Annotated in this window: 23 protein-coding genes; 15 read left to right on the forward strand and 8 right to left on the reverse strand. The window is 61.1% G+C overall.

Translation table 11 applies throughout. From position 1 onward, the window contains the following. Window positions 1–47 precede the first annotated feature (47 nt). The 5 genes from ribBA (at window position 48) to C6Y56_RS15990 (ending at window position 5,504) form a co-directional block, all read left to right on the forward strand. On the forward strand, window positions 48–1,157 hold the full coding sequence (ribBA, locus tag C6Y56_RS15970; RefSeq protein ID WP_064380429.1) for a bifunctional 3,4-dihydroxy-2-butanone-4-phosphate synthase/GTP cyclohydrolase II: 1,110 nt from the start codon (window positions 48–50) through the stop codon (window positions 1,155–1,157). Window positions 1,158–1,546: 389 nt separating this feature from the next. Next, a complete protein-coding gene (locus tag C6Y56_RS15975) occupies window positions 1,547–2,572 on the forward strand; it encodes an ABC transporter substrate-binding protein (RefSeq protein ID WP_169430700.1) in 1,026 nt (341 codons plus the stop codon). Next, window positions 2,569–3,516: an ABC transporter permease gene (locus C6Y56_RS15980; protein WP_169432663.1), complete on the forward strand. Its 948-nt coding sequence runs from the start codon at window positions 2,569–2,571 to the stop codon at window positions 3,514–3,516. Before C6Y56_RS15975 ends, C6Y56_RS15980 begins: the two co-directional genes overlap by 4 nt. Window positions 3,517–3,522: 6 nt before the next feature. Further along, complete coding sequence (locus C6Y56_RS15985) at window positions 3,523–4,332, forward strand: ABC transporter permease (protein WP_169430701.1); 810 nt, start codon at window positions 3,523–3,525, stop codon at window positions 4,330–4,332. A 17-nt stretch (window positions 4,333–4,349) separates the two neighbouring features. Next, on the forward strand, window positions 4,350–5,504 hold the full coding sequence (locus tag C6Y56_RS15990; protein ID WP_169430702.1) for an ABC transporter ATP-binding protein: 1,155 nt from the start codon (window positions 4,350–4,352) through the stop codon (window positions 5,502–5,504). A 212-nt stretch (window positions 5,505–5,716) separates the two neighbouring features. Here the strand turns inward: C6Y56_RS15990 and map are convergent, their stop codons facing one another. Both map and C6Y56_RS16000 read right to left on the reverse strand, forming a co-directional pair. Beyond that, window positions 5,717–6,508 carry a type I methionyl aminopeptidase gene (gene map, locus C6Y56_RS15995; RefSeq protein WP_169430703.1) on the reverse strand — a complete coding sequence of 264 codons (792 nt, stop codon included), beginning with the start codon at window positions 6,506–6,508 and terminating at the stop codon, window positions 5,717–5,719. Beyond that, window positions 6,505–6,765 carry a ParD-like family protein gene (locus C6Y56_RS16000; protein ID WP_169430704.1) on the reverse strand — a complete coding sequence of 87 codons (261 nt, stop codon included), beginning with the start codon at window positions 6,763–6,765 and terminating at the stop codon, window positions 6,505–6,507. The genes map and C6Y56_RS16000 overlap by 4 nt, the downstream gene beginning before the upstream one ends. Window positions 6,766–7,062: 297 nt before the next feature. Here C6Y56_RS16000 and C6Y56_RS16005 point away from each other — a divergent pair, with 297 nt between their 5' ends. The 3 genes from C6Y56_RS16005 to C6Y56_RS16015 all read left to right on the forward strand — a co-directional run bounded on the left by C6Y56_RS16005 (window position 7,063) and on the right by C6Y56_RS16015 (window position 10,809). Then, window positions 7,063–7,998: a Ppx/GppA family phosphatase gene (locus tag C6Y56_RS16005; RefSeq protein WP_169430705.1), complete on the forward strand. Its 936-nt coding sequence runs from the start codon at window positions 7,063–7,065 to the stop codon at window positions 7,996–7,998. 259 nt (window positions 7,999–8,257) lie between these two features. Then, complete coding sequence (locus C6Y56_RS16010; protein ID WP_169430706.1) at window positions 8,258–9,634, forward strand: pyridoxal-phosphate dependent enzyme; 1,377 nt, start codon at window positions 8,258–8,260, stop codon at window positions 9,632–9,634. Next, the gene (locus C6Y56_RS16015; protein ID WP_169430707.1) at window positions 9,631–10,809 is read left to right on the forward strand and encodes a cystathionine gamma-synthase; all 1,179 of its coding nucleotides are present in this window, start codon (window positions 9,631–9,633) and stop codon (window positions 10,807–10,809) included. Before C6Y56_RS16010 ends, C6Y56_RS16015 begins: the two co-directional genes overlap by 4 nt. A 917-nt stretch (window positions 10,810–11,726) precedes the next feature. Here the strand turns inward: C6Y56_RS16015 and C6Y56_RS16020 are convergent. Beyond that, window positions 11,727–11,939: a hypothetical protein gene (locus C6Y56_RS16020; protein WP_169430708.1), complete on the reverse strand. Its 213-nt coding sequence runs from the start codon at window positions 11,937–11,939 to the stop codon at window positions 11,727–11,729. 326 nt (window positions 11,940–12,265) lie between these two features. Here C6Y56_RS16020 and C6Y56_RS16025 point away from each other — a divergent pair, with 326 nt between their 5' ends. Together C6Y56_RS16025 and yecR are read left to right on the forward strand one after the other, a co-directional pair. Further along, window positions 12,266–12,580, forward strand: a complete 315-nt coding sequence (locus C6Y56_RS16025) for a hypothetical protein (protein ID WP_039766904.1) — start codon at window positions 12,266–12,268, stop codon at window positions 12,578–12,580. A gap of 60 nt (window positions 12,581–12,640) precedes the next feature. Then, window positions 12,641–12,949 (forward strand): YecR family lipoprotein, encoded by a 309-nt coding sequence (gene yecR, locus C6Y56_RS16030; protein ID WP_007950440.1) that lies wholly within the window; start codon window positions 12,641–12,643, stop codon window positions 12,947–12,949. On the opposite strand, the gene C6Y56_RS16035 is transcribed toward yecR, so the two are convergent. After that, complete coding sequence (locus tag C6Y56_RS16035) at window positions 12,921–14,558, reverse strand: ATP-binding response regulator (RefSeq protein ID WP_169430709.1); 1,638 nt, start codon at window positions 14,556–14,558, stop codon at window positions 12,921–12,923. The genes yecR and C6Y56_RS16035 overlap by 29 nt on opposite strands. Before the next feature lie 115 nt (window positions 14,559–14,673). Between C6Y56_RS16035 and C6Y56_RS16040 the strand changes: the two genes are divergently transcribed. After that, window positions 14,674–15,279 (forward strand): LuxR C-terminal-related transcriptional regulator, encoded by a 606-nt coding sequence (locus C6Y56_RS16040; protein ID WP_169430710.1) that lies wholly within the window; start codon window positions 14,674–14,676, stop codon window positions 15,277–15,279. A 15-nt stretch (window positions 15,280–15,294) separates the two neighbouring features. Here the strand turns inward: C6Y56_RS16040 and C6Y56_RS16045 are convergent, their stop codons facing one another. Next, window positions 15,295–16,293 carry a bile acid:sodium symporter family protein gene (locus C6Y56_RS16045; RefSeq protein WP_169430711.1) on the reverse strand — a complete coding sequence of 333 codons (999 nt, stop codon included), beginning with the start codon at window positions 16,291–16,293 and terminating at the stop codon, window positions 15,295–15,297. A gap of 84 nt (window positions 16,294–16,377) precedes the next feature. On the opposite strand from C6Y56_RS16045, the gene C6Y56_RS16050 reads away from it, so the two are divergent. Then, window positions 16,378–17,166: an AraC family transcriptional regulator gene (locus C6Y56_RS16050; protein WP_169430712.1), complete on the forward strand. Its 789-nt coding sequence runs from the start codon at window positions 16,378–16,380 to the stop codon at window positions 17,164–17,166. A 138-nt stretch (window positions 17,167–17,304) separates the two neighbouring features. Beyond that, the gene (locus C6Y56_RS16055; protein ID WP_169430713.1) at window positions 17,305–19,017 is read left to right on the forward strand and encodes an amidase; all 1,713 of its coding nucleotides are present in this window, start codon (window positions 17,305–17,307) and stop codon (window positions 19,015–19,017) included. 35 nt (window positions 19,018–19,052) lie between these two features. Here C6Y56_RS16055 and C6Y56_RS16060 read toward each other — a convergent pair whose 3' ends face one another. Next, complete coding sequence (locus tag C6Y56_RS16060; protein ID WP_432760309.1) at window positions 19,053–20,036, reverse strand: Dyp-type peroxidase; 984 nt, start codon at window positions 20,034–20,036, stop codon at window positions 19,053–19,055. Between the two features lie 159 nt (window positions 20,037–20,195). Between C6Y56_RS16060 and C6Y56_RS16065 the strand changes: the two genes are divergently transcribed. After that, complete coding sequence (locus C6Y56_RS16065; RefSeq protein WP_169430714.1) at window positions 20,196–21,173, forward strand: TerC family protein; 978 nt, start codon at window positions 20,196–20,198, stop codon at window positions 21,171–21,173. Between the two features lie 42 nt (window positions 21,174–21,215). Here the strand turns inward: C6Y56_RS16065 and C6Y56_RS16070 are convergent, their stop codons facing one another. After that, window positions 21,216–22,316: a polyamine ABC transporter substrate-binding protein gene (locus tag C6Y56_RS16070; protein WP_169430715.1), complete on the reverse strand. Its 1,101-nt coding sequence runs from the start codon at window positions 22,314–22,316 to the stop codon at window positions 21,216–21,218. Window positions 22,317–22,567: 251 nt separating this feature from the next. Then, entirely contained in the window at window positions 22,568–23,974 is a 1,407-nt protein-coding gene (locus C6Y56_RS16075) for a purine-cytosine permease family protein (RefSeq protein WP_169430716.1), read from the reverse strand. 325 nt (window positions 23,975–24,299) lie between these two features. Here C6Y56_RS16075 and C6Y56_RS16080 point away from each other — a divergent pair, with 325 nt between their 5' ends. Next, the gene (locus C6Y56_RS16080; protein WP_169430717.1) at window positions 24,300–24,785 is read left to right on the forward strand and encodes a flavin reductase family protein; all 486 of its coding nucleotides are present in this window, start codon (window positions 24,300–24,302) and stop codon (window positions 24,783–24,785) included. Window positions 24,786–24,816 lie beyond the last annotated feature (31 nt).

Consider the following 24,816-nt stretch of genomic DNA (forward strand, 5'->3'; position numbering starts at 1 on the left):
TTTTGTATTATGGTATACCACGAATTCATCCCTATCGAGAGTCCAGCATGGCCTTCAACAGCATCGAAGAAATCATCGAAGATTATCGCCTCGGCAAAATGGTGTTGCTGGTCGATGACGAAGACCGGGAAAACGAAGGCGACCTGTTGCTGGCCGCCGACCGTTGCACGCCCGAGGCGATCAGTTTCATGGCCCGTGAGGCTCGGGGGCTGATTTGTCTGACGTTGACTGACGATCATTGCCAGCGCCTGGGGCTTGAGCAGATGGTGCCGAGCAATGGCAGCGTGTTCAGCACCGCATTCACGGTTTCCATCGAAGCGGCAGTCGGCGTGACCACCGGCATTTCCGCTGCCGACCGCGCTTGTACGGTGGCCGCTGCGGTGGCGCCAAATGCTCGCGCAGAAGATCTGGTGCAGCCCGGTCACATCTTCCCGCTGCGCGCCAAGGAAGGTGGCGTGCTGACCCGCGCCGGTCACACCGAGGCTGGTTGCGACCTGGCTCGGCTGGCGGGCTTTACGCCGGCCTCGGTGATCGTCGAAGTGATGAACGACGACGGCACCATGGCCCGCCGTCCGGATCTGGAAGTCTTCGCGCGCAAGCACGGGATCAAGATCGGCACCATCGCCGACCTGATTCACTATCGCCTGAGCACCGAACACACCATCGAACGCATCGGCGAGCGGGAACTGCCGACGGTGCATGGCACGTTCCGTCTGATCACTTTCGAAGACCGTATCGAGGGCGGCGTGCACATGGCGATGGTCATGGGCGAACTGCGCCGTGAGGAACCGACGCTGGTGCGGGTGCATGTGATCGATCCGCTGCGGGATCTGGTCGGCGCCGAGTACAGCGGGCCGACGAACTGGACATTGTGGGCGGCGCTGCAACGGGTCGCGGCCGAAGGGCATGGCGTGGTGGTGGTGCTGGCCAATCATGAATCTTCCCAGGCGCTGCTGGAGCGCATTCCGCAGCTGACTCAGCCGCCGCGTCAGTTCAGTCGCTCGCAATCTCGGATCTATTCGGAGGTCGGCACCGGGGCGCAGATTCTGCAAAACCTGGGCGTCGGCAAGCTGCGCCACCTGGGCCCGCCACTGAAGTATGCCGGTTTGACCGGCTACGATCTGGAAGTGGTCGAGAGCATTCCGTTCACCGAGTGATTGGATGTTGCATTTCAAGCGACTAATGCTGCCCTCACCCCAGCCCTCTCCCAGAGGGAGAGCAGATCTCTATGCTTTTCAAAACTCGAGTTCGACTCTGAGTTTCAGGTCGATGTATAGCGGTAAAACAACTCGGTCGGCTCCCTCTCCCTCCGGGAGAGGGCTGGGGTGAGGGGCTGGATCTAGAATCCACTGAAAATATCAAACCAGACACCCACAAAACCCACATTCGCCAGATAGCCGGTACGGCAAAGTGCTTGCACAAAGTTTGGAATACCATAATATGATATTCCATAGACCGGACGACCTGAAAAACCGTCCAGCTACTGCTCCCGACAGGCGGGCAACAACGCAAGCCCGCTCAAAAACACAACAATGAGGGCGTAAAAATGGTGTTGAACAAAGCTGCAACCGCGATCTTTCTTGCGGGACTGCTGAGCGTGACCGGTCAGGCCGCGATGGCCGCCGAGAGTGTGAACTTTGTCAGCTGGGGCGGTAGCACCCAGGATGCGCAGAAACAGGCCTGGGCCGATCCGTTCAGCAAGGCCAGCGGCATCACCGTCGTGCAGGACGGTCCGACCGACTACGGCAAACTCAAGGCCATGGTCGAGAGCGGCAACGTGCAGTGGGACGTGGTCGACGTCGAAGCCGACTTCGCCCTGCGCGCCGCAGCCGAAGGCCTGCTCGAACCCCTCGACTTCAAACAGATCCAGCGCGACAAGATCGACCCGCGTTTTGTCAGCGACTACGGCGTCGGCTCGTTCTTCTTCTCCTTCGTCCTTGGCTACAACGAGGGCAAGCTCGGCGCCAACAAGCCGCAGGACTGGAGCGCGCTGTTCGACACCAAGACCTTCCCCGGCAAACGCGCCCTGTACAAATGGCCGAGCCCCGGCGTGCTTGAACTGGCCCTGCTCGCCGACGGCGTGCCAGCCGACAAGCTCTACCCGCTGGACCTGGATCGCGCCTTCAAGAAACTCGACACCATCAAGAAAGACATCGTCTGGTGGGGCGGCGGTGCGCAGTCGCAGCAACTGCTGGCCTCCGGTGAGGCGAGCATGGGCCAATTCTGGAACGGCCGGGTCCACGCCCTGCAAGAGGACGGCGCACCGGTCGGCGTGAGCTGGAAACAGAACCTGGTGATGGCCGACATTCTGGTGGTGCCAAAGGGTTCGAAAAACAAGGACGCGGCGATGAAGTTCCTGGCCAGCGCCAGCAGTGCCAAGGGTCAGGCCGACTTCTCCAACCTGACCGCCTACGCCCCGGTCAACGTCGACAGCGTGGCGCGTCTGGACTCGACGCTGGCCCCGAACCTGCCGACTGCCTACGCTAAGGATCAGATCACTCTTGATTTCGCGTACTGGGCCAAAAACGGCCAGGCCATCGCGACACGGTGGAACGAATGGCTGGTCAAATGAAAATGGCGGCCACCGCGTCCCATCCCTCCACTGCCACCGGGAGCGCCGCCAGCGCTGCCGGGTCGGCCGCCGGAAAAAAGGCGAGTGCCATGGCGCCAGCCCCGTCCCTCAAGCAACGCTGGCGCGGCGCCGGCAATCTCGCGCCGGCGCTGTTGTTCCTTGGCCTGTTCTTTCTCGCGCCGCTGATTGGCTTGTTGCTGCGCGGCGTGCTGGAACCGGTGCCGGGCCTTGGCAACTATGAACAACTGTTCGCCAACTCGGCGTATGCACGGGTGCTGTTCAACACCTTTTCGGTGGCCGGACTGGTGACGGTTTTCAGCCTGCTGCTGGGCTTTCCGCTGGCCTGGGCAATCACCCTGGTGCCGCGGGGCTGGGGCCGCTGGATCCTCAACATCGTGCTGCTGTCGATGTGGACCAGCCTCCTCGCCCGCACCTATTCCTGGCTGGTGCTGTTGCAGGCTTCGGGCGTGATCAATAAAGCCTTGATGGCCATGGGCATCATCGATCAGCCGCTGGAAATGGTGCACAACCTGACCGGCGTGGTGATCGGCATGAGCTACATCATGATCCCGTTCATCGTGCTGCCGTTGCAGGCGACCATGCAGGCCATCGACCCGATGATCCTGCAGGCCGGTTCGATCTGCGGCGCGAGTCCCTGGACCAACTTCTTCCGGGTGTTCCTGCCGCTGTGCCGGCCGGGTCTGGCGTCCGGCGGGTTGATGGTGTTCGTGATGTCGCTCGGTTACTACGTCACCCCGGCGCTGCTGGGCGGGGCGCAGAACATGATGCTGCCGGAGTTCATCATTCAGCAGGTGCAGTCGTTCCTCAACTGGGGCCTGGCCAGCGCCGGCGCCGCGTTGCTGATCGCCATCACCCTGGTGCTGTTCTACTTCTACCTGAAGCTCCAGCCGGAATCCCCGGTTGGCGCCAGTAATGCGAGGTAACCCGACATGCTCCTGACGCCCAATGCCATGAGCCGCCGGATGCGTTTCGGCCTGTATTTCACCACCGGGCTGATCGGCCTGTTCCTGCTGTTGCCGATCGTGTTCATCGTCCTGCTGTCGTTCGGTTCGTCCCAGTGGCTGGTATTCCCGCCGCCGGGCTGGACGCTGAAATGGTACGGCCAGTTTTTCTCCAACGCCGACTGGATGAACGCAGCGGCGGCCAGCCTCAAGGTCGCGGTGCTGACCACGATCTGCGCCGTGGCCCTCGGTTTGCCGACGGCCTTTGCGCTGGTGCGCGGACGCTTCCCCGGCCGGGAAATGCTCTACGGCCTGTTCACCCTGCCGATGATCGTGCCGCTGGTGATCATCGCGGTGGCGGTGTACGCGCTGTTCCTCAAGCTCGGCTACACCGGGACGATGTTCGCCTTCGTCGTCAGCCATGTGATCGTCGCGCTGCCGTTCACCATCATCTCGATCATCAACTCGCTGAAGCTGTTCGATCAGTCGATTGAAGACGCGGCGGTGATCTGCGGTGCGTCACGCCTGCAAGCGGTGTTCAAGGTGACCTTCCCGGCGATCCGTCCGGGCATGGTGGCCGGCGCCCTCTTCGCCTTCCTGGTTTCATGGGACGAAGTGGTGCTCAGCGTGATGATGGCCAGCCCGACCCTGCAAACCCTTCCCGTGAAAATGTGGACCACCCTGCGCCAGGACCTGACGCCCGTGATCGCCGTCGCCTCGACGCTGCTGATCGGCCTGTCGGTATTGGTCATGGTGATCGCCGCCGCCCTGCGCCGGCGCAACGAAATCAGCGCCTGAGCGCCCAGGAGTACGACATGAGTGCCGTGATCAAAGACGCATCCCAGCAGAACGACAAACCCCTGGTCAGCCTGCGCAACCTGAACAAGCACTACGGCGACTTCGCGGCCGTGGACAACATCTCGCTGGACATCAAGGACGGTGAATTCCTGACCTTCCTCGGCTCCAGCGGCTCGGGCAAAAGCACCACGCTGTCGATGCTCGCCGGGTTCGAAACCCCGAGCAGTGGCGAGATCCTGGTCAACGGCCAGTCGCTGGTCAACGTACCGCCGCACAAGCGCGACATCGGCATGGTGTTCCAGCGTTACTCGCTGTTCCCGCATCTATCGGTGCGCGACAACATCGCCTTCCCGCTGGCGATTCGCAAACTCGCGGCCGCCGAACGTGACAAGCGCGTCGATGCGATGCTGAAACTGGTGCAACTGGAGCAATTCGCCCATCGCCGCCCTTCGCAATTGTCCGGCGGCCAGCAACAACGGGTCGCCATCGCTCGCGCTCTGGTTTACGAGCCACGCATTCTGCTGATGGACGAACCGCTCGGCGCACTGGACAAGAAACTGCGTGAAGACTTGCAGGATGAATTGCGCCAGCTGCACCGTCGCCTCGGCATCACCATCGTCTACGTGACCCACGATCAGGAAGAAGCCATGCGCCTGTCCCAGCGCATCGCGATTTTCAGCCACGGCAAGATTGTCGGGCTCGGCAGCGGTTATGACCTGTACCAGAATCCGCCGAATGCGTTTGTGGCGTCGTTCCTTGGCAACTCGAACTTCCTCAAGCTCAAGGCACAGGGCAACGCGGCGGCGAGTTTTGAGGGGCAGTCATTGTCGATCCGCCTGACGGCAGGATTGCAGACCGGTCAGGACGTGCTGCTGATGGTGCGCCCGGAAAAGGCGTTGGCATTGAGTGTGCAGCAGGCGAATGACGAGCCGTTGGCAGCGGGCTGGAACGAGGTTTCGGCGAAGGTGGTCGAGGTGCTGTTTCTGGGGGAGAGCCAGACTTGCAGTGTGGTCACGTCGGGTGGCACGTCCATGACCGTGAAAGCATTGTCGGCGGCGGGGATGCCGTTGAAGGCCGGGGATCCCGTGCAAGTGCGTTGGGCGACGGCGGATGCTTGCGTCTATACCGAGTGGGCTGAGAGTGATTTGAACAAAGCGGCGGGGGCTCATTAACACCGAGTCGCCTGCCCGCCCTCACCCCAGCCCTCTCCCGGAGGGAGAGGGAGCCGACCGAGTTGTCTTGCGCTGTACATCGACCTGAAAAACCGAGTCGATTATGGATTCAACGCAGTTCACTCAAGTCGGTGTATTTCTTCAATATCCCCCAATCAGTCCCCTCTCCCTCCGGGAGAGGGCTAGGGTGAGGGCCAGCAGACGACGCGGTCTCACTTGATAGCTGCAAAACCCTCAATTTCGTCAGGCCAGGCCGTCAACACCTCAAACCCGTCCTCAGTCACCGCAATCATGTGCTCCCACTGCGCCGACAGCGAGCCATCCTTGGTCAGCACGGTCCAGCCATCCGGCATGTTCTTCACATGGCGTTTGCCGGCGTTGAGCATGGGTTCGATGGTGAAAATCATCCCCGCCTTCAGCTTCATGCCCTGATTCGGATAACCGTAGTGCAGCACCTGCGGTTCGTCGTGGTAGACCTTGCCGATCCCGTGCCCGCAGTACTCGCGCACCACGCTGAAACCTTCCTTCTCCGCCAGGCTTTGAATTGCATGGCCGATGTCGCCCAACGTAGCACCCGGGCGCACGACACGGATGCCGGCGCACATCGCTTCGTAGGTGGTCTTGATCAGATGCTGCGCTTGGGGTGAAGCCTGGCCGACCACGTACATGCGACTGGTGTCGCCGAACCAACCGTCCTTGATCACCGCGATATCGAGGTTGAGGATGTCGCCATCCTTCAACGGCGTACCGGATGGAATGCCGTGGCAAACCGCGTCGTTGACCGACGCGCAGACGGTTTTCGGGAAGCCGTGATAACCGACGTTCGCCGGGATCGCCTTCTGCACATTGACGATGTAGTCGTTGCACAGGCGATCAAGTTGATCGGTCGTCACGCCAGCCTTGACGTGCGGCACCAGCATCGCCAGTACCTCGGCAGCCAGTTGGCCGGCCACGCGGGATTGGGCAATTTCGGCCCGGGAGTTGATCTTGATCGGATTTCTCATGCCTTGGCCGCCTCTTTGACCGAGGCGTTCTGCGCGGCGTCCGCCAGTGCGCAGACTTGCTGCAGATCCAGGCCTCCGGCCTGTTCGGCACGAATCAGCAACCGGCAAATGGCATGGTGATCAAGGTCGGGATACAGCTCGGCGAGCATGCCGATGCGCATCCAGTGCTCGGCCTGCGCGTTGATCGAGCGGCTCAGTGCGTTGCTGGAAATGCGCAGATTCTCGTGCATATCCTCTGAAATCTTTACGATGCCCATGGCAAAATCCGATATGAAATATATATGGATCGTATATTAGCCAGGCATCTCCCCGAATTGCAAATTTCGCTGAGAAGTCAAATCGCAGGCAAAAAAAAGCTGCCAAAGTTGGCAGCCAAAATCATGAAAAGCACGCGATGTATTGGGGCCAAGAATAGGTGCCTGATAATGACAGTGTCATGACAGCGTCAAACTCATTGAACCGCCCTCCCCGCGTCATCAGGTTGTCATCGAACCCACGGCAGAATCCTCGCAAACCGTCCCGAGCCTCCCGACGGAAGATCTGCAAGGATTCCCATGAAAGAAGACACCTCGCTGTTTGCTGCCATCGACCTGGGCTCGAATGCGTTTCGCATGATGATCGGTCAATCGGTGCGCAGCAGAAAGGGCTTCATGATTCAGGAAGTCAAAACCTTGCGTGAGCCGGTGCGTCTGGCCGAAGGCTTCGATGGCCGGGCACTGGATGAAATGGCGCTGGATCGCGGCTGGCAGGCCCTGGCGCGATTCGGCAAGAAGCTGCGCGGTTTCGAGCCTGGTCGCGTGCGTGCGGTGGCCACCAGCGCGGTGCGCGAGGCGGACAATGCGCAGCTGTTTCTGGCGAGCGCGGAGCGGCATCTGGGGTTTCGCATCGATGTGATTTCCGGTCACGAAGAAGCGCGTCTGGTCTACGCTGGTGTGGCCCACACCCTGCCGGTCGCCGATGACATGCGTCTGGTGGTCGACATTGGCGGCGGCTCCACCGAACTGATCCTCGGTCAGGGTTCGCAACCGTTGCTGACCGAAAGCATCGCCATCGGCAGTGGCACCTTGAGCACGCGCTACTTTCGCAACGGCGAGATTCCCCCCGGCGCCCTGCAAGAGGCCGAACGGGCGGCGATCCTGCAATTCGAAAAGGTCGCCCGGCGTTATCGCGCACAGGGCTGGCAGCAGACCATAGGCTCTTCGGGCACCGCGCGGATGCTCGCCAAGGTGCTCAAGGCCAATCACCTGAACGACTACGGTCAGGGCGGCATTACCTACGGCGGCTTGCTGCGGCTGTCGCTTCGTCTGCTGGAGGTCGGCAACGTGCGGCAACTGAAACTCGCCGGCCTGCAGTCCCACCGCCAGAGCATTCTGCCCGGTGGGCTGGTCGTCATGCTCGCAGCCTTCAAGGTATTCGGTATCGCGCAAATGGAACCATCGGAACCCGGTTTGAGACTGGGTGTTCTGCACGGCCTGATGAGCAACCACTGATCGGTTTTCGCTGCCGGATATTCATCGTCAGATCAAGCCGTTGATGACGCTGAAGACGCCCTTTGAATACTCAATGACGCCTCTGTGTAAACCTCGGTAAATCGCTCCCTTCCTCTCTCTGATTTCGTTCTATGGTTAGATCGAAATGGCTGAATTGCACGCTGACTAATGGTTGCGACAGTTGATGTCTGCGCCTATGTTGCACGCGAGCTTTTCCCCCGCGAATGGAACGCGATCAACACCACAAAGAGGTGAAGAAATGTCAAAGGATTCACGCCCTGCCGTACTTGGGCTGATCGGCAATACGCCGCTGGTACAAGTCACCCGCTTCGATACCGGTCCCTGCACCCTGTTTCTCAAACTCGAATCACAGAACCCCGGCGGCTCGATCAAGGATCGCATCGGTCTGGCGATGATCGATGCCGCCGAACGCGACGGTCGCCTGCAACCCGGCGGCACGATCGTTGAGGCCACCGCTGGCAACACCGGCCTGGGCCTGGCGCTGGTCGGACGCGCCAAGGGCTACCGGGTGGTGCTGGTGGTGCCGGACAAGATGTCCACCGAAAAAGTCCTGCACCTCAAGGCCATGGGCGCCGAAGTGCACATCACTCGCTCCGATGTCGGCAAGGGTCACCCCGAGTATTACCAGGACGTCGCCGCCCGTCTTGCGAAAGACATACCCGGCGCGTTCTTCGCCGACCAGTTCAACAACCCTGCCAACCCGCTGGCCCACGAATGCAGCACCGCGCCGGAAATCTGGGCGCAGACCGAGCATGACCTGGACGCCATCGTGGTCGGCGTCGGCTCGGCCGGCACGCTGACCGGCCTGACGCGCTTCTTCAAGCGCGTGCAGCCGGATCTTGAAATGGTCCTGGCTGACCCGGTCGGTTCGGTGATGGCTGAATACAGCCGCAGCAAGCACTTGGGCACCGCCGGATCGTGGGCGGTGGAAGGCATCGGCGAAGACTTCATTCCGTCGATTACCGACCTGTCGAGCGTGCGCAGCGCCTACTCGATCAGCGACGAAGAAAGCTTCGATCACGCCCGTCAGTTGCTGAAAGCCGAAGGCATCCTCGGAGGTTCGTCCACCGGCACCCTGCTCGCCGCCGCGCTGCGTTACTGCCGTGAGCAGACCGTGCCGAAGCGGGTGGTCAGCTTCGTCTGCGACACCGGCACCCGTTACCTGTCGAAGGTCTACAACGACCAATGGATGACCGATCAGGGCCTGTTGCAGCGCAAACGCTACGGCGACCTGCGCGACTTGATTGCCCGCCGCTTCGAAGACGGCAAAGTCGTCAGTGTAGGCCCCGACGATACGCTGATGACCGCGTTCCAGCGCATGCGCCTGGCCGATGTCTCGCAGTTGCCGGTGCTGGTGGATGGCAAACAACTGGTCGGCGTGATCGACGAATCGGACATTCTGGTGCGCGTACACGAAGACGCCTCGCTCTTCAGCAAGCCCGTCGCCAGCGCGATGACCGACAAGCTGCAAACCCTCGCCCCCGGCGCCACGCTGGCTGAACTGGAAGCCGTGCTGAGCAGTGGCCTGGTGGCGATCATTGCCGACGCTTCAGGCTTCCACGGCCTGATCACCCGCGTCGACATGCTCAACCAACTACGGAGATCCCTTGCATGAGTCAGCACGACAAGAACGCCCGCCCGCAGGGTTTCGCCACCCGCGTGATCCACGCTGGGCAGACGCCGGACCCGACCACCGGCGCGCTGATGCCGCCGATCTACGCCAACTCCACGTACCTGCAAGACAGCCCCGGCGTGCACAAGGGTTTCGACTACGGCCGCTCGCACAACCCGACGCGTTTTGCCCTGGAGCGTTGCGTGGCGGACCTTGAGGGCGGCACCCAGGCATTCGCCTTTGCGTCCGGGCTGGCGACGATTTCCACCGTGCTCGAACTGATCGACGCCGGCTCGCACATCGTCTCCGGCAATGACCTTTATGGCGGCACCTTCCGCCTGTTCGACAAGGTGCGCCAGCGCAGTGCCGGGCATCGGTTCAGCTACGTCGATCTGGCCGACCTGTCGGCGTTCGAAGCATCGTTGCAGGACGACACGCGCATGGTCATGGTGGAAACGCCGACCAACCCGTTGCTGAGCCTGTCCGACCTCGCCGCCATCGCGCGCATCTGCAAGGCGCGCGGGATCATCTGCGTGGCCGACAACACCTTCGCCAGCCCGTGGATCCAGCGTCCGCTGGAACTGGGTTTCGACATCGTGCTGCACTCGACCACCAAATACCTGAACGGTCACTCCGACGTGATCGGCGGGATTGCGGTAGTCGGCGACAATCCTGCGCTGGCCGAGCGCCTGGGCTTCCTGCAGAACGCTGTCGGCGCCATCTCCGGCCCGTTCGACGCCTTCCTCACCCTGCGCGGCGTGAAGACCCTGGCGCTGCGTATGGAGCGTCATTGCAGCAACGCACTGGAACTGGCGCGCTGGCTGGAACAACAGCCGCAGGTCAAACGCGTCTACTACCCGGGCCTGGAATCGCACCCGCAGCATGAACTGGCCAAACGGCAGATGCGTGGTTTCGGCGGGATGATTTCCCTGGATCTGAACAGTGATCTGGCGGGCGCCCGGCGCTTCCTGGAGAACGTGCAGATCTTCGCTTTGGCCGAAAGCCTTGGCGGTGTGGAAAGCCTGATCGAGCACCCGGCGATCATGACTCACGCGACCATTCCGGCCGAAACCCGTGCCAGGCTCGGCATCGGTGACAGCCTGGTGCGCTTGTCGGTGGGCGTCGAGGACATCGAAGACCTGCGTGCGGATCTGGCGCAAGCCTTGGCCAGCATCTAATCCGCAGAAACGTCAAAGCCCGCACGAAGCGGGCTTTGGTATTCGAGTAGGCGGCCAGTGCTGGTCTCTGGCTTACGAGGTTTCTCAGGACTCCCACAGTACAGGCAATGTGCTCTGCTGCTTCACACGGCATAAGGGCTGGAACCCAGCGCGGGGTTCTTTCTAACCGTGTACCCTTCGGAACGCGCCCAACGCTTCCTCGCTATCCGCTTGCGCATCAGTCTGCGTCTTCGCCTACAACCTTGAGCCTAGCAAACCCGCTGCGGTGCGCTACGCGGTTTTTAGATTGATTGTTTTCTAGCGCACGCCTGCAAGGAAGCTAACCGACTATCGCCTTCAGGGCCCTTCCAACTGCCACCCGCCAAGGGCGAACTATACTTTTCAGTTCGCTGTTCAGATTTCCTGTAAACCGTCGACACCCGTGCGCCTTGAGGTGCGCCCGTGCCAATCGCCAATCTGGTTAACCCCAGGCCAACGAGCCTTCCGTCGATGAACCAATGACGGGCAATGCTCGGATGCTTTGTGGCTGATGGGTCGTGGAGAAAATCATGAAACACAAGCTTTGGTCAGGCGTCGTCCTGGCGGTCGCTGCATCGGTCGTGGTGATGCCCAGTGTCTGGGCTGCGCAGGCTCAGGCGCTGGCGTCTGACGGGGCGGATCACGTCAAAGCCGGGGCGGTTGCTTCGGATGGTTCGAATCATGTCGGCGCAGGGGCAGTAGCTTCTGATGGTTCAGACCATGTTGGCGCTGGCGCGGTGGCTTCTGACGGCTCTGATCATGTGGGCGCTGGCGCAGTCGCCTCTGATGGTTCCGATCACGTTGGCGCCGGCGCTGTAGCGTCTGACGGCTCCGACCATGTTGGCGCTGGGGCTGTGGCTTCGGATGGTTCGGATCATGTGGGCGCGGGTGCAGTAGCTTCAGATGGTTCGGATCACGTTGGCGCTGGGGCTGTGGCCTCCGACGGCTCCGACCATGTTGGCGCTGGCGCTGTAGCTTCTGACGGTTCCGATCATGTCGGTGCCGGCGCTGTGGCCTCTGACGGTTCGGACCATGTTGGTGCCGGCGCGGTGGCTTCTGATGGCTCCGACCACGTCGGTACCGGCGCTGTAGCTTCTGACGGCTCCGACCACGTCCGCGCGGGCGCCCTCGCCTCCGATGGCGGCGATAAAGTGGGAGCCAGTCGATTCGCGTCCACTCGCGTTGGCGTAGGCTCTGACCAGGTCGCTTCCGCTCTCATGACCGGCAGTTATTCAGACCAGTTCAACACCCCTCAATGACCGCTATCGGCGCAACCAGCCCGCCGCTGGTTGCGCCGCTCTAGCACATTTGTGCTAATCGACCACCCCGATCCCTGGCGTTATATTCCCTCGCAACCCCGACGCTCCCTGACATTGCCGCTGAGCAGTGCGCGGGATCGTTGCGCCTGGAAAAACAACAACACCAAGGAAGAAACACCATGAAACTGCAGCTCAGCCTCGCCAAGATTACGGTTCTCGGTGCCCTGCTCCTCGGCGCCAGCGGTTGCCAGACCGCCAAACCCACCGAAGACAGCATGCGCGAACGTGCCCAGACCGTCATTGGCCAACCGGTCACCAAGATCGGCAACATCCGCAACGACAGCACACTGACCTACTACACCGCCTACACCGCCGCCGGCGAGTACAACTGCGAATTACCCAGCGGCGCGATCATCGCGGTGGCCAGCATGGGCATCATGACGCCGCCGCTGTCCTGCCTGCCCAAAGGCGCGTCGCCGATTCCGTACCAGTAATCCGGCGCAGCAAAACCGTTCCAACGCCTCTTCTCATCCGGTAAAGGATTGCGTTCAATCATGAAAACACTCATCGCCACCCTCAGCCTCGCCGCCGTCGTGCTCACCGGCTGCGCCACACCGAAACAATGGGAAGCCACCGGCGGCAGCAAGACCGACGGCGTCGTCCAGGTCTCCTACGAACTTGGCCAGTTCGAAAGCGGGCAGACCTCCGCCGCCCAAGGGTTGGCGACGGCCGAAGGTCGCTGCAAGGTCTGGGGCTACAAGAGCGCCGAGGTGTCGGGTTCGGAGAAAAACATCTGTCGCACCATGGGCCAGTACAACTGCCTGCAAACCACCATCACGCAGGACTATCTGTGTAAGCGCTGACCGCTTCGGTCTGCCGGTCGCGCAGCGCACGCAAGGTCGCGCGCAGCTCGGCCGGGCGCACCGGTTTGGACAGAATGGCAATCTGGCGGTCATGCAGGGCCGCCTGGATTTTTTCGATGTCATGCCCGGTGATGATCATGGCCGGCACCGCATACCCCCGCTGACGGCGAACCTCATCAATGCACTCGATGCCGGTACTGTGGGTACCGAGGTCATAGTCGGCAACGATGATGTCGCAGTCGGTGACCAGCCCCTGCCCCGTCAGCTCGGCCTGCACGACGCAGCCCCAGCGCTCCAGTAACGCCGACGTCGCCAGCAGGACGTTGCGATCATCCTCCACCAGACACACCTTCAACCCCGTCAGCAGTCCAACCTGACGAACTTCGTCGCGATTGACGGGCAGCTGCGGTGCCACCTGTGACAGCCCCTGCAGCGTCACGGCCGTGCCGTGCCCCAGTCGAGAGCGAATCCGCACATCGACGCCGATCATCTGCCCCAGCCGCTTGACGATCGAAAGGCCCAGCCCCACGCCTTCAACGTCCTTGTCGCGCAATTGACGAACCCGATAAAACTCCTCGAAAACCTTGGGCAGATGCTCCTCGGCGATGCCTGTGCCACGGTCATAAACCACGATGGCCAACCCCGTCCCTTTTCTGCGCACGCCCACCAGCACCGGTCGCTGCGCGCCATATTTGAAGCAGTTGGACAGCACGTTCTGCACCATGGTCGCCAGCAGGGCCGGATCCGTGTACACCCAATGCTCGCAACGGTGCAGACGTAATTCCACACCCGCCCAACGCGCCGCTTCGACGTTCTGGCGAATCAGCTCCGTCAGCCACTGCCCCAGTTCCAGCGTTTGCATCCGGGGTTGAACCCGGCCGTTATCGAGGGTGTACAGATCGAGGATCGAGCGGAAAAGCTGCGACACGTTGAGCAGCGAACGGTCGATGCTGTCCACCAATTGCCGCTCGTCTTCACCCAACCGGGATTCGCGCAGGCACGCCGTGAACAGACCAATGGAATGAATCGGCTGGCGCAGGTCATGGCTGGCCTGGGCCAGGAAGCGCGACTTCTCCAAATTGGCCGCGACTGCCTCTTCGGAGGCCTTGCGCGTACGCTCCAGCAGCAGGTGCGCATACACCGGAATGACCGTGCTGGTGATCATCAGCATCAACACCATGAACGGTTGCGCCTGCCAGTACGGCGTCAACCGATAGACCGCCAGTAGCGCGAGCAACGCCAGTACCGTGGCAATCGCCAGATAGCGAGAGCCATATCGCATGCCGTTACCGAGGTTGACCCAGACCATGACTGCATAGATGGGCAACGCCGCCTCACCGCCGACCACCAGACCGAAGCAGGTGCCGGTGTAATCGTGGATCATGCCGAATATCCGCCGCGCAGGATAATGCCCCGGCCAACGTACGATGGCCTGACGCAGCCCGACGGAGGCCAGCAAAAACAGGGCAATGTAGGTGACCACCGGCAGGTAAGTCTCGAAGCGCTGCCCTGGCAAGAAGCCGAGCACGCCCATGTAAATGAGCGCGATGCTGGCGATGATGATGCGTAGATTGGCCTGATCGAGCTCGGTGTTTTTCTCGAACTTCATGGGGGGAACGTCCTTGTGCGGCAGTCGTCATAAACAACACGAACCAACAGGCAATGCCTTCGCCCGGTGCTAAGGTGCATGCCGTGAGAAATGCTGACCCAGGGAGGGTTGTGCAATGACATGCCGAATCATCATAGCCGACGATCATCCACTGTTTCGCGAAGCGATGATGCGCACCGTCCGGCGCCTGTTGCCGCAAGCGCTGATCGAAGAAGCCGGCGACCTCGACAGCGTGCTCGCCCTGCTGCCGGCCGGCGATGAGCCCGACACCTTGATCCTCGACCTGCGCTTCCCCGGCCTGACCTGTGTCACCCAGCTCGCGGAACTACGCCGCCGCTTGCCGCGAACCACGCTGATCGTGGTGTCGATGGTCGACGACGAAGCGTTGATCGGTGAAGTCATGGCCGCCGGCATCGATGGCTTCATCGGCAAGAACATCGCCCCCGATGAGATCGGTCAGGCGATCCGGGCGATTCGTGAAGGTGAGGTTCTGGTGAAGTTTGCCCCGTCCGGCCTGCTGCCGCTGGACACAGGCACCGCCCTCACCCCGCGTCAGCAAGAGGTTTTGCGGCTGATCGCCAAGGGCAAGACCAACAAGGAAATCGCCCGTGAACTGGATATTTCGCCGTTCACGGTGCGGATTCATGTGTCGTCGTTGTTGCGGGCGCTCAACGTGCCGTCGCGGGCTGCGGCGGCAGTCAAGTATTCCGGTGCGGGTTAGCGTTGGAAGGCGTGATCAAGGATCCACCTGCGCCATCAATTCGGGCACTGATTCCTGCCGTTTCGCATACCGCTGCGCCAGCACCGCGCAGACCATCAGCTGAATCTGGTGAAACAACATCAGGGGCAGAATCAGCACCCCGATGGTGCTGCCGGCGAACAACACCTGAGCCATCGGCACACCGGTGGCCAGGCTTTTCTTCGAGCCGCAGAACAAAATAGTGATTCGGTCTTCCTGACTGAAACCGAACGCCTTGCCCAGCAGCGTCGACGCCAGCAGCACCAGCGCCAGTAGGATGCAGCAGGCCACCACCAGCCCCAACAGGTCGATGACCGGAATCTGATGCCAGATGCCCTCGTTGACGGCCTCACTGAACGCGCCGTAGACCACCAGCAGAATCGAACCCTGATCGACGAATTTCAGCCAGTTCTTGTTACGGCCGACCCAGGCGCCGATCCAGCGGCGGGCGATCTGCCCGGCAATGAACGGCAGCAGCAGTTGCACGCTGATCTTCAGGATCGCGTCGACGGTCGAACCGCCGTCGCCGTGCACGTTCAGCAACAGCGTCACCAGCAATGGCGTCAGAAAGATCCCGAACAGGCTGGACGCCGCCGCGCTGCAAATCGCCGCCGGAATGTTGCCCCGGGCCAGCGAAGTGAAGGCAATCGCCGACTGCACCGTCGCCGGCAGCGCGCAAAGGTAAAGCATGCCCATGTACAGGTTGTCACCGATCATCGGCGACAGCAGCGGTTTGAGCGCCAGCCCCAATAACGGGAACAGGACAAAGGTCAGGCTGAACACCAGCAGATGCAGGCGCCAGTGACCGGCGCCGGCGATGATCGATTCGCGCGACAGCTTGGCGCCGTGCAGAAAAAACAGCAGCGCAATCGCAATGTTGGTCAGCCAGCCGAAGCCGGCCGCGACCTGGCCGCTGGCGGGCAGGAAGCTGGCCAGCAGCACCACGCCGATCAGGGTCAGGGTGAAGTTGTCGGGCAGGAATCTTGGGCGCGTCATGGTTTGCTCATCCGGGGGTTGCCAGTACGTGGAAGCGACTCTAACGTGGCTGGAAATTACCGACTAACGCCGAAGAGCCTCAAGATGCCGCCAAAAGGACATGACAAAAGTGTCAGACGCAGCATTCCCGGGCTGCCGAGCCTGCCGCGTCCGTTGTACGGGCGCACCGAATCGCTGCCCAATCGCGCCCTGACCCGCCGCCACAGTCATCCGTGGGTGCAATTGTCCTACGCGATCCAGGGCGTACTCGAAGTGCAGACCGCCGCCGGCCGCTTCGTTGCGCCGCCGGAGCGGGCCGTGTGGATTCCGGCGGGCGTGCCCCATCGGGTATTCAGTTCGCCGCACACGGAAATGCGCAGCCTGTACATCGATTGCAGCGTCGCGGGCTGGGCGCTGGAGCGCTGTCATGTACTCGGTGTCAGTGATCTTTTGCGTGAGTTGATCCGGGCCTTCAGTCAGATTCCTGTCGAGTATGACCAGCGCGGCCCTCACGGTCGGCTGGCGCAGGTCATCCTCGACCAATTGGCCGAAGCCCCGCAGATCGACCTGATGCTGCCACTGCCTCAGGACATCCGTTTGCGCCAGATCTATCAGAGTCTGGAGCAGCATCCGGAACAGCAGACCACACTCAGTCACTGGAGCGAAAAGTTTGGCGTGACCGAGAAAACCCTGAGCCGGCTGTTCCTGCGCGATACCGGCCTGACCTTCCGCGCCTGGCGCCAGCGCTTGCGTTTGCTGGGTGCGCTGACGCCGCTGGAGCGTGGTGAACGCGTCACCGAAGTGGCTCTGGCCTGCGGTTATGATTCGACATCGGCGTTCATTGCAGCCTTTCGCCAGCAGTTTGGAGAGACGCCCGGAGAATTTTTTCGCTGATTTTTGTCGATATTTATCGAATTAGGACATGCCAATGGACAAACTTCAGGGTAGAGTTTCGTCCATCAAGAATGATTGACACGTTTCGACGATAACAATGATCAACCACCCTTTAGCGAACCTGTCGGCGGTAACAGCATGATCGAAGTCACTGAAGTCTCCATTGCCCAACTGCGCGCAGCGCTCGAATCCGGCCAGACCACGGCAGTTGAACTGGTTCAGGCCTATCTGGCGCGTATCGATGCCTATGACGGCCCGGACACCGCCACCGCCCTGAACGCGGTGATCGTGCGCAACCCCGATGCCCTGAAGGAAGCCCAGGCCTCCGATGCCCGTCGCGCCAAGGGCGAAACCCTCGGTCCGCTGGACGGCATCCCCTATACCGCCAAGGACAGCTATCTGGTCAAAGGCCTGACCGCTGCGTCCGGCAGTCCGGCGTTCGCCGATCTGGTGGCCCAACGCGACGCGTTCACCATCGAGCGTCTGCGTGCGGGCGGCGCGATCTGCCTCGGCAAGACCAATATGCCACCGATGGCCAATGGCGGGATGCAACGCGGCGTCTACGGTCGGGCCGAAAGCCCGTACAACGCCGCTTATCTGACTGCGCCGTTTGCTTCCGGCTCGTCCAACGGTGCCGGCACCGCCACTGCTGCAAGCTTCTCGGCATTCGGTCTGGCGGAAGAGACCTGGTCGAGCGGTCGCGGCCCTGCCTCGAACAACGGCCTGTGCGCCTACACGCCTTCGCGCGGGGTGATCTCGGTACGTGGCAACTGGCCGCTGACACCGACCATGGACGTGGTGGTGCCCTACGCCCGCACCATGGCCGACCTGCTGGAAGTGCTCGACGTGGTGGTCGCCGAAGACACCGACACCCGTGGCGACCTGTGGCGCCTGCAACCCTGGGTGCCGATCCCGAGCGTGGCCTCGGTGCGCCCCGCTTCTTACCTCGATCTGGCGGTGAAGAGTGATGCACTGGCCGGCAAACGCCTGGGCGTGCCGCGCATGTACATCAACGCCGACCCCGAGGCCGGCACCAGTGAAAAACCGGGTATCGGCGGCCCGACCGGGCAACGCATCAACACCCGCGCCTCGGTGATCGATTTGTGGAAACAGGCCCGCCAGGCCCTCGAAGCGGCCGGTGCCGAAGTCATCGAAGTGGATTTCCCGCTGGTCTCCAACTGCGAAGGCGATCGCCCGGGCGCGCCGACCGTGTTCAATCGCGGCATCGTCTCCAAAGAGTTCATGCACCACGAACTGTGGGATCTGTCGGCCTGGGCCTTCGATGATTTCCTGCGCGCCAACGGCGACCCGAAACTCAACCGTCTGGCGGACGTCGACGGGCCGAAAATCTTTCCGCATGACCCGGGCACCCTGCCCAACCGTGAAGGCGACCTCGCCGCCGGCATGGACGAATACGTGCGCATGGCCGAGCGCGGCATCACGCCGTGGGATCAGATCCCGACGCTGCCGGACGGCCTGCGCGGCCTGGAGAAGACCCGCAAGCTCGACCTCGAAGACTGGATGGATCGCCTCGGCCTCGACGCCGTGCTGTTCCCGACCAACGCCGACGTGGGCCCGGCCGACGCCGACGTCAACCCGGCCTCGGCCGACATCGCCTGGAGCAACGGCATCTGGGTCGCCAACGGCAACCTCGCGATCCGCCACCTCGGCGTCCCGACCGTCACCGTGCCGATGGGCGTGATGGCCGACATCGGCATGCCGGTCGGGCTGACGTTTGCCGGACGTGCCTATGACGACTCGACACTGTTGCGACTGGCGGCGGCGTTCGAGGCGACCGGTTCGAGACGTCTGGTGCCGCCGCGCACGCCAGCGCTGGCAACCGGCAAATAAGAAAAAGGCGGGATCTTTCGATCCCGCCTTTTTCTTTATCTTTCTGCCAACGCTTCCAGTAAATCCGCCGAAGGCACAAAGAACAGACTGCCGGTGACCGCCGTGCTGAAGTCCAGCAGCCGGTCATAGTTGCCCGGCGGCTTGCCGACGAACATGTTTTCCAGCATCTGCTCCAGCGGCTCCGGCGAACGCGCGTAGCCAATGAAGTAAGTGCCGAACTCCCCAGCGCCGGGTCGACCGAACGGCATGTTGTCGCGCAGGATTTTCACCTCTTCGCCGTCCTTGGTGATGGTCGTCAAGGCGCTGTGGGAATTGCTCGGCTTGACCGAGTCATCCAGCTCGATATCGGACAGTTTGGTGCGCCCGATTACCCGCTCCTGGGCCTCGACTGACAATTCGTTCCACGCCTTCATGTTGTGCAGATACTTCTGCACCAGCACGTAACTGCCGCCACTGAACGGCTGATCTTCATCGCCCACGAGGGTGAAATGCTCGGCTTTGCGGCCGACCGGATTTTCCGTGCCATCGACAAAACCGATGATGCTGCGCATGTCGAAATAGCGGAAACCCTGCACTTCATCAGTCACAGTAACGGCGCCGTCGAGCGCCGACATCAGCTGCGTCGCCAGTTCGAAACACAGGTCCATCTGATCGGCGCGAATGTGCAGCAACAGATCGCCCGGTGTGGAAACGGCGCGCCGCCCTTCTACGCCAAACTCGCGAAAGTCATGCAATGACGCGGGGCGTGGACTGCCGAACAGACGATCCCACGCGCTGGAAGAAAACCCGCAAACGCAGGACAAGTTTCCAGAAGGGACACGCTTGCCGACCGAGCGCGTCAGGCCGGCGACATCGGCGCACCAGCCACGGACTTTTTCGGTGGCCTCAGTCTCGGCGTTGAGGGTCGCCACGATGAATATGGCAGCACTGGTGATCGGGCTGCAGACGGCTTGAGGATCTGGCGTGTCGATGATCGTAGCTCCCGGAGTGGTGGACTGACTCGACAGCGAGGTTAGCAAAGAAGTGTTGAATGAAGTATTACCCTCGCTCTGCCCGAGTCGTCCGACACTTCGTTATTCACGAACAATACCCACGAAATAAACGATTTTTCTTTGCCGGAAGGCTCCCACTAGCATGGCCCCGTCTACCCCGAAAAACATAAAGACAGGGAGAACGGCATGCACCCCATCAACATCGGCGAACCCTGGATGTGGGTCGCCTTCATCGTTTTTGTCCTCGCCATGCTGGCCGTTGACCTGTTCGTCTTCGGTGGGCGCAAGGCACATCGGGTTTCGGTACGTGAAGCCTCAGCCTGGGTGATCGCCTGGTGCATGCTGGCGATGGCCTTCGCCGGGTTGCTCTGGTGGTACCTCAACGGCGAATTCGGGCCCGAAATCGCCAAGGTCAAGACCCTGGAATTCCTCACCGGTTACCTGATCGAGCAGTCGCTGTCGATCGACAACATGTTCATTTTCGTGATGATCTTCAGCTACTTCGCCGTGCCGCCGGAGTTGCAGCGCCGGGTGCTGCTGTACGGCGTATTGGGAGCGATCGTGATGCGCGCGGCGATGATCTTCGCCGGTGTTTGGCTGGTGTCGCAGTTCACGTGGCTGCTATATGTGTTCGGTGTGTTCCTGATCATTACCGGGATCAAGATGTTGATGTTCGCCGATCAGAAGCCGGATCTGGAAAAAAATCCGATTGTGCGTTGGGCTCGTGGACACTTACGCATCACCCATAGCTTCCATGGCGAGCGCTTTTTTGTGCGGCAAAACGGTGTGCGCTGGGCTACGCCGATGTTTCTGGTATTGGTGCTGATCGAGGCCAGCGACTTGATGTTTGCGGTCGACAGCATCCCGGCGATTTTCGCGGTGACCACCGATCCGTTCATCATTTTCACCTCGAACATCTTCGCGATCATGGGTCTGCGGGCGCTGTACTTTTTGCTGGCGGACATGGCCGACCGCTTTCATCTGCTCAAGTACGGACTGGCGCTGGTACTGGTGTTCATCGGCGGCAAAATGACGGTGATGCCGTGGTTTCACACGCCGGTGGAATGGTCACTGGCGATTGTCGGCGGGGTAATTCTGACATCGGTGTTGCTGAGTCTGATCCTGACGAAGGACAAGTCGCCTGAAGAAAGTCAGGCGAAATAACGGCCGCGGGAGCGAATGTGATTCGCTCCCGCGACCTTGAGCTTATTTATCCGACTTGATGCTGGTCCACACCCGGGTCCGCACCCGCTCCAGTTTCTGCGGCAACGGTTGCACCACGTACAGTGTCTTCAACGCTTCGCTGGTCGGTGTCAGGTTCGGGTTGCCGGTGATTTCCTTGTTGATCAGCGGCAGCGAATCCTTGTTGGCATTCGGGTAGCCGAGGAAGTCGCTGATCGACGCAATCACTTTCGGATCCAGCAGCGTGTTGAGGAACTCGTGGGCCTCCTCGACGTTTTTGGCGCTCTTCGGAATGGCGAAGGTATCGAACCAGATCGGCGCGCCTTCCTTCGGCAGGCGCCAGTCGACCACCACGCCGTTCTTCGCCTCTTTGGCGCGGTTGCCGAACTGGTAGAAGCTGCCGGAATAACCGATGGCCACACAGATGTCGCCGTTGGCGATGTCGGTCATGTACTTGGCCGAGTTGAAGTAGGTGACATAGGGACGAACCTTGAGCATCAGGTCCTTGGCTTTCTCATAGTCGGCCGGGTTCTGGCTGTTCGGGTCCAGACCGAGATAATGCAAGGCCAGCGGCAGGATTTCCGATGGTGAATCGAGCATCGCCACGCCGCAGGATTTCAGTTTTTCCATGTTTTCGGGTTTGAACACCAGATCCCAGCTGTCCACCGGCGCATTCTCGCCGAGCGCAGCCTTGACTTTGGCCGGGTTGAAACCGATCAGCACCGTGCCGACCATGTAGGGCACGCCGTACTGATTGCCGGGATCATTGGCGTCGAGCAACTTGAGCAGCGCCGGGTCCTGGTGACTCCAGTTCGGTAGCCTGGACTTGTCGAGTTTCTGGAATACACCGGCCTTGATCTGGGTATCGAGGAACTGGTTCGACGGCACCACCAGGTCGTAGCCGGAGTTGCCGGTCAGCAGTTTGGCTTCGAGGGATTCGTTGGTGTCGAAGGTGTCCCAGGTCACTTTGATGTTGCTTTTGGCGGCGAAGTCCTTGGGCACCGACGGCAGGATGTAGTCCGCCCAGTTGTATACCCGCAGTTCGCGCTGCTCGGCGTGTGCGGCGCCGGCCAGCAGCGTCAAACCGCAAACAGTAGCGCCCAGAATGCGTTTCATCGTGACCATGTTGTGTTTCCCCGAATGCGGCGTGAGTCGATGGTTTTTATGTTCTGTACACGGCAGCGGCTGTCAGGTCAGCCAAGGGCAAGGAAGGTGCAGCATTTAGTTGTGGCTTCGATTCTTGCCGACAGCGTAGCCGCAGCACAGTAGCCGGTTGGCCAAAAGGGGATCGATCTGGCCAATTTGCGTGACCGCCCGAATGCTCAAACGACAACGCCCGGCAAAGTGCCGGGCGTTGTTGAACAGCCTGCGAGCGATCAGTCGGTATAGCCCAGCCGCGTCGCCGTGCTCTTCTGAGTGTGCCCGCGAGTCGCCAGGCAGTAATACAACGGGCAGGTCACGAGCAGGCCGACCAGCCATGACAGGTCCGCGCCTTCCACCAGGTTGGCGTAAGGGCCGACGTACAACGAGGTATTGGCGAACGGCAGCTGCACGATGATGCCGATGAAATAGGCAATGATCGCGTGCAGATTGAAACGCCCGTAGATCCCGCCATCGGCACGGAAGATCGAGGCGATGTCGTAGCGGCCGCGTTTGATCAGGTAGAAGTCGATCAGGTTGATCGACGCCCACGGCACCAGGACCAGCAGCAACGCCAGAATCAATCCGATGAACTCGGAAATGAAGTCCGCCGACGCGCCCAGCGCCACCACGCAGCAACCCGCCAACACCACACTCGACAGCACCACCCGCACCTTGATGCTCGGCGTCCAACGGCTGGCGAAGGTCTGGATCGAGGTGATGATCGACAACACCGCGCCATACAGATTCAGCGCGTTGTGGCTGATGATGTTGAGCAGGAACAACACCATCAGAATCGGCCCCAGCCAACCGGTGGACTGCTTGACCGCCGCCATCGCTTCGGTGCCTTCGGGGGTCGCCAGCACCGCCACCGCACCGAAGGTGAACGACAGAATCGTGCCCAGCGTTGCGCCCAGATAAGTCGCGATAAACGGCTTGCTGATACCGATGTCCGCCGGCAGGTAGCGCGAATAGTCGGACACGTACGGCGAGAAGCTGATCTGCCAGATGATCCCCAGCGACACCGTCGCCAGCCAACCCGACAGATTGAAGCTGCCACGAGTGAAGAAGTCGGCCGGCAAGTCATGGGCAAAGATGTAGATGAACCCGGCCAGCAACGCGCTACCCATCACCCAGGTACCGATGCGGTTCAGCGTGTGGATGAAGTTGTAGCCGATCACGCCGATGGCCGTGGCGCTGAGGGCGCCGATCAGAATGCTCAGCGGCGCCGGCACCGACGGCGCAATGCCGACGATGGATTTGCCGGCCAGCACGATGTTGGAAATGAAAAAACCGATATAGATGATCGCCGCGAAGAACACGATCAACAGCGCACCGTAGCGCCCGAACTGGCCACGACTCTGGACCATCTGCGGAATGCCCATGCGCGGTCCCTGTGCCGACGCCAAAGCAATCACCACACCGCCGATCATGTGCCCCAGCGCAATCGCCAGCAGCCCCCAGAACAGGTCGAGATGAAACACCTGGACCACCATGGCGCCGGTGACGATGGGCAGTGGCGCAATGTTGGTGCTGAACCAAAGGGTGAAAAGGTCGCGGGCCTTCCCGTGGCGTTCCGCGAGTGGGACGTAGTCGACCGTGTGATTCTCGATCAACGGATCTTGCCGGGACATCTGGGACATAAAAATGAACTCGATTGGGTCTGTTCTTATCGTTGTATGAAGCCAAACCGGGGGTGCTTCGTGGCTGCCCCCCAGACGAACACCATATTATGGTATTCCAACATTTTCACAAGACTGATCCGCTGTTTACGACGGCATCTGATCCGGCATCCTCCCTGATAGCCAGGCTTTACGGCTAGACGAAAGGCCCGTAAATATTGAGTTTCCGACGGGTGAACCACGTTTATCGTTTCACCAAAAAAGCGCTTGCAATCGATGTATTACGGTATACCATCAGACCCACAAACGAATAAAAACACGCTTCACCGCACTCGAGGATTGACCAATGATCGATGCTGCCGTCTACAAACAAGTCATGGGCTCGTTCCCGTCCGGCGTCACCGTCATCACTACACTTGATGACGACGGCCAGATCGTCGGCCTCACCGCCAGCGCCTTCAGTTCGCTGTCGATGGATCCGGCCCTGGTGCTGTTCTGCCCCAATTACAGCTCCGATTCCTATCCCGTCCTGATCAAGAACCGACGTTTTGCCATTCACGTACTGTCCGGCGGCCAGCAGAGCGAAGCCTATGCGTTCGCCCGCAAAGGCAAGGACAAGGCGCAGGGCATCGAGTGGACGCTGAGCGAACTGGGCAATCCAATCCTGGCCAACGCGACAGCTATCATCGAATGTGAGCTGTGGCGCGAATACGAAGGTGGCGACCACGCGATCATGGTCGGCGCGGTGAAAAACCTCATCGTCCCTCAACAGGACGCCGGCCCGCTGGTGTATTGCCACGGCAAGATGGGCGCCCTGCCCGCCTTCGCCTGATCCCCACGATTGCACTTAAACAGGCCTGCAT

Origin of the sequence: Pseudomonas fluorescens, assembly GCF_012974785.1 — a bacterium.
Classification (GTDB): domain Bacteria; phylum Pseudomonadota; class Gammaproteobacteria; order Pseudomonadales; family Pseudomonadaceae; genus Aquipseudomonas; species Aquipseudomonas fluorescens_BT.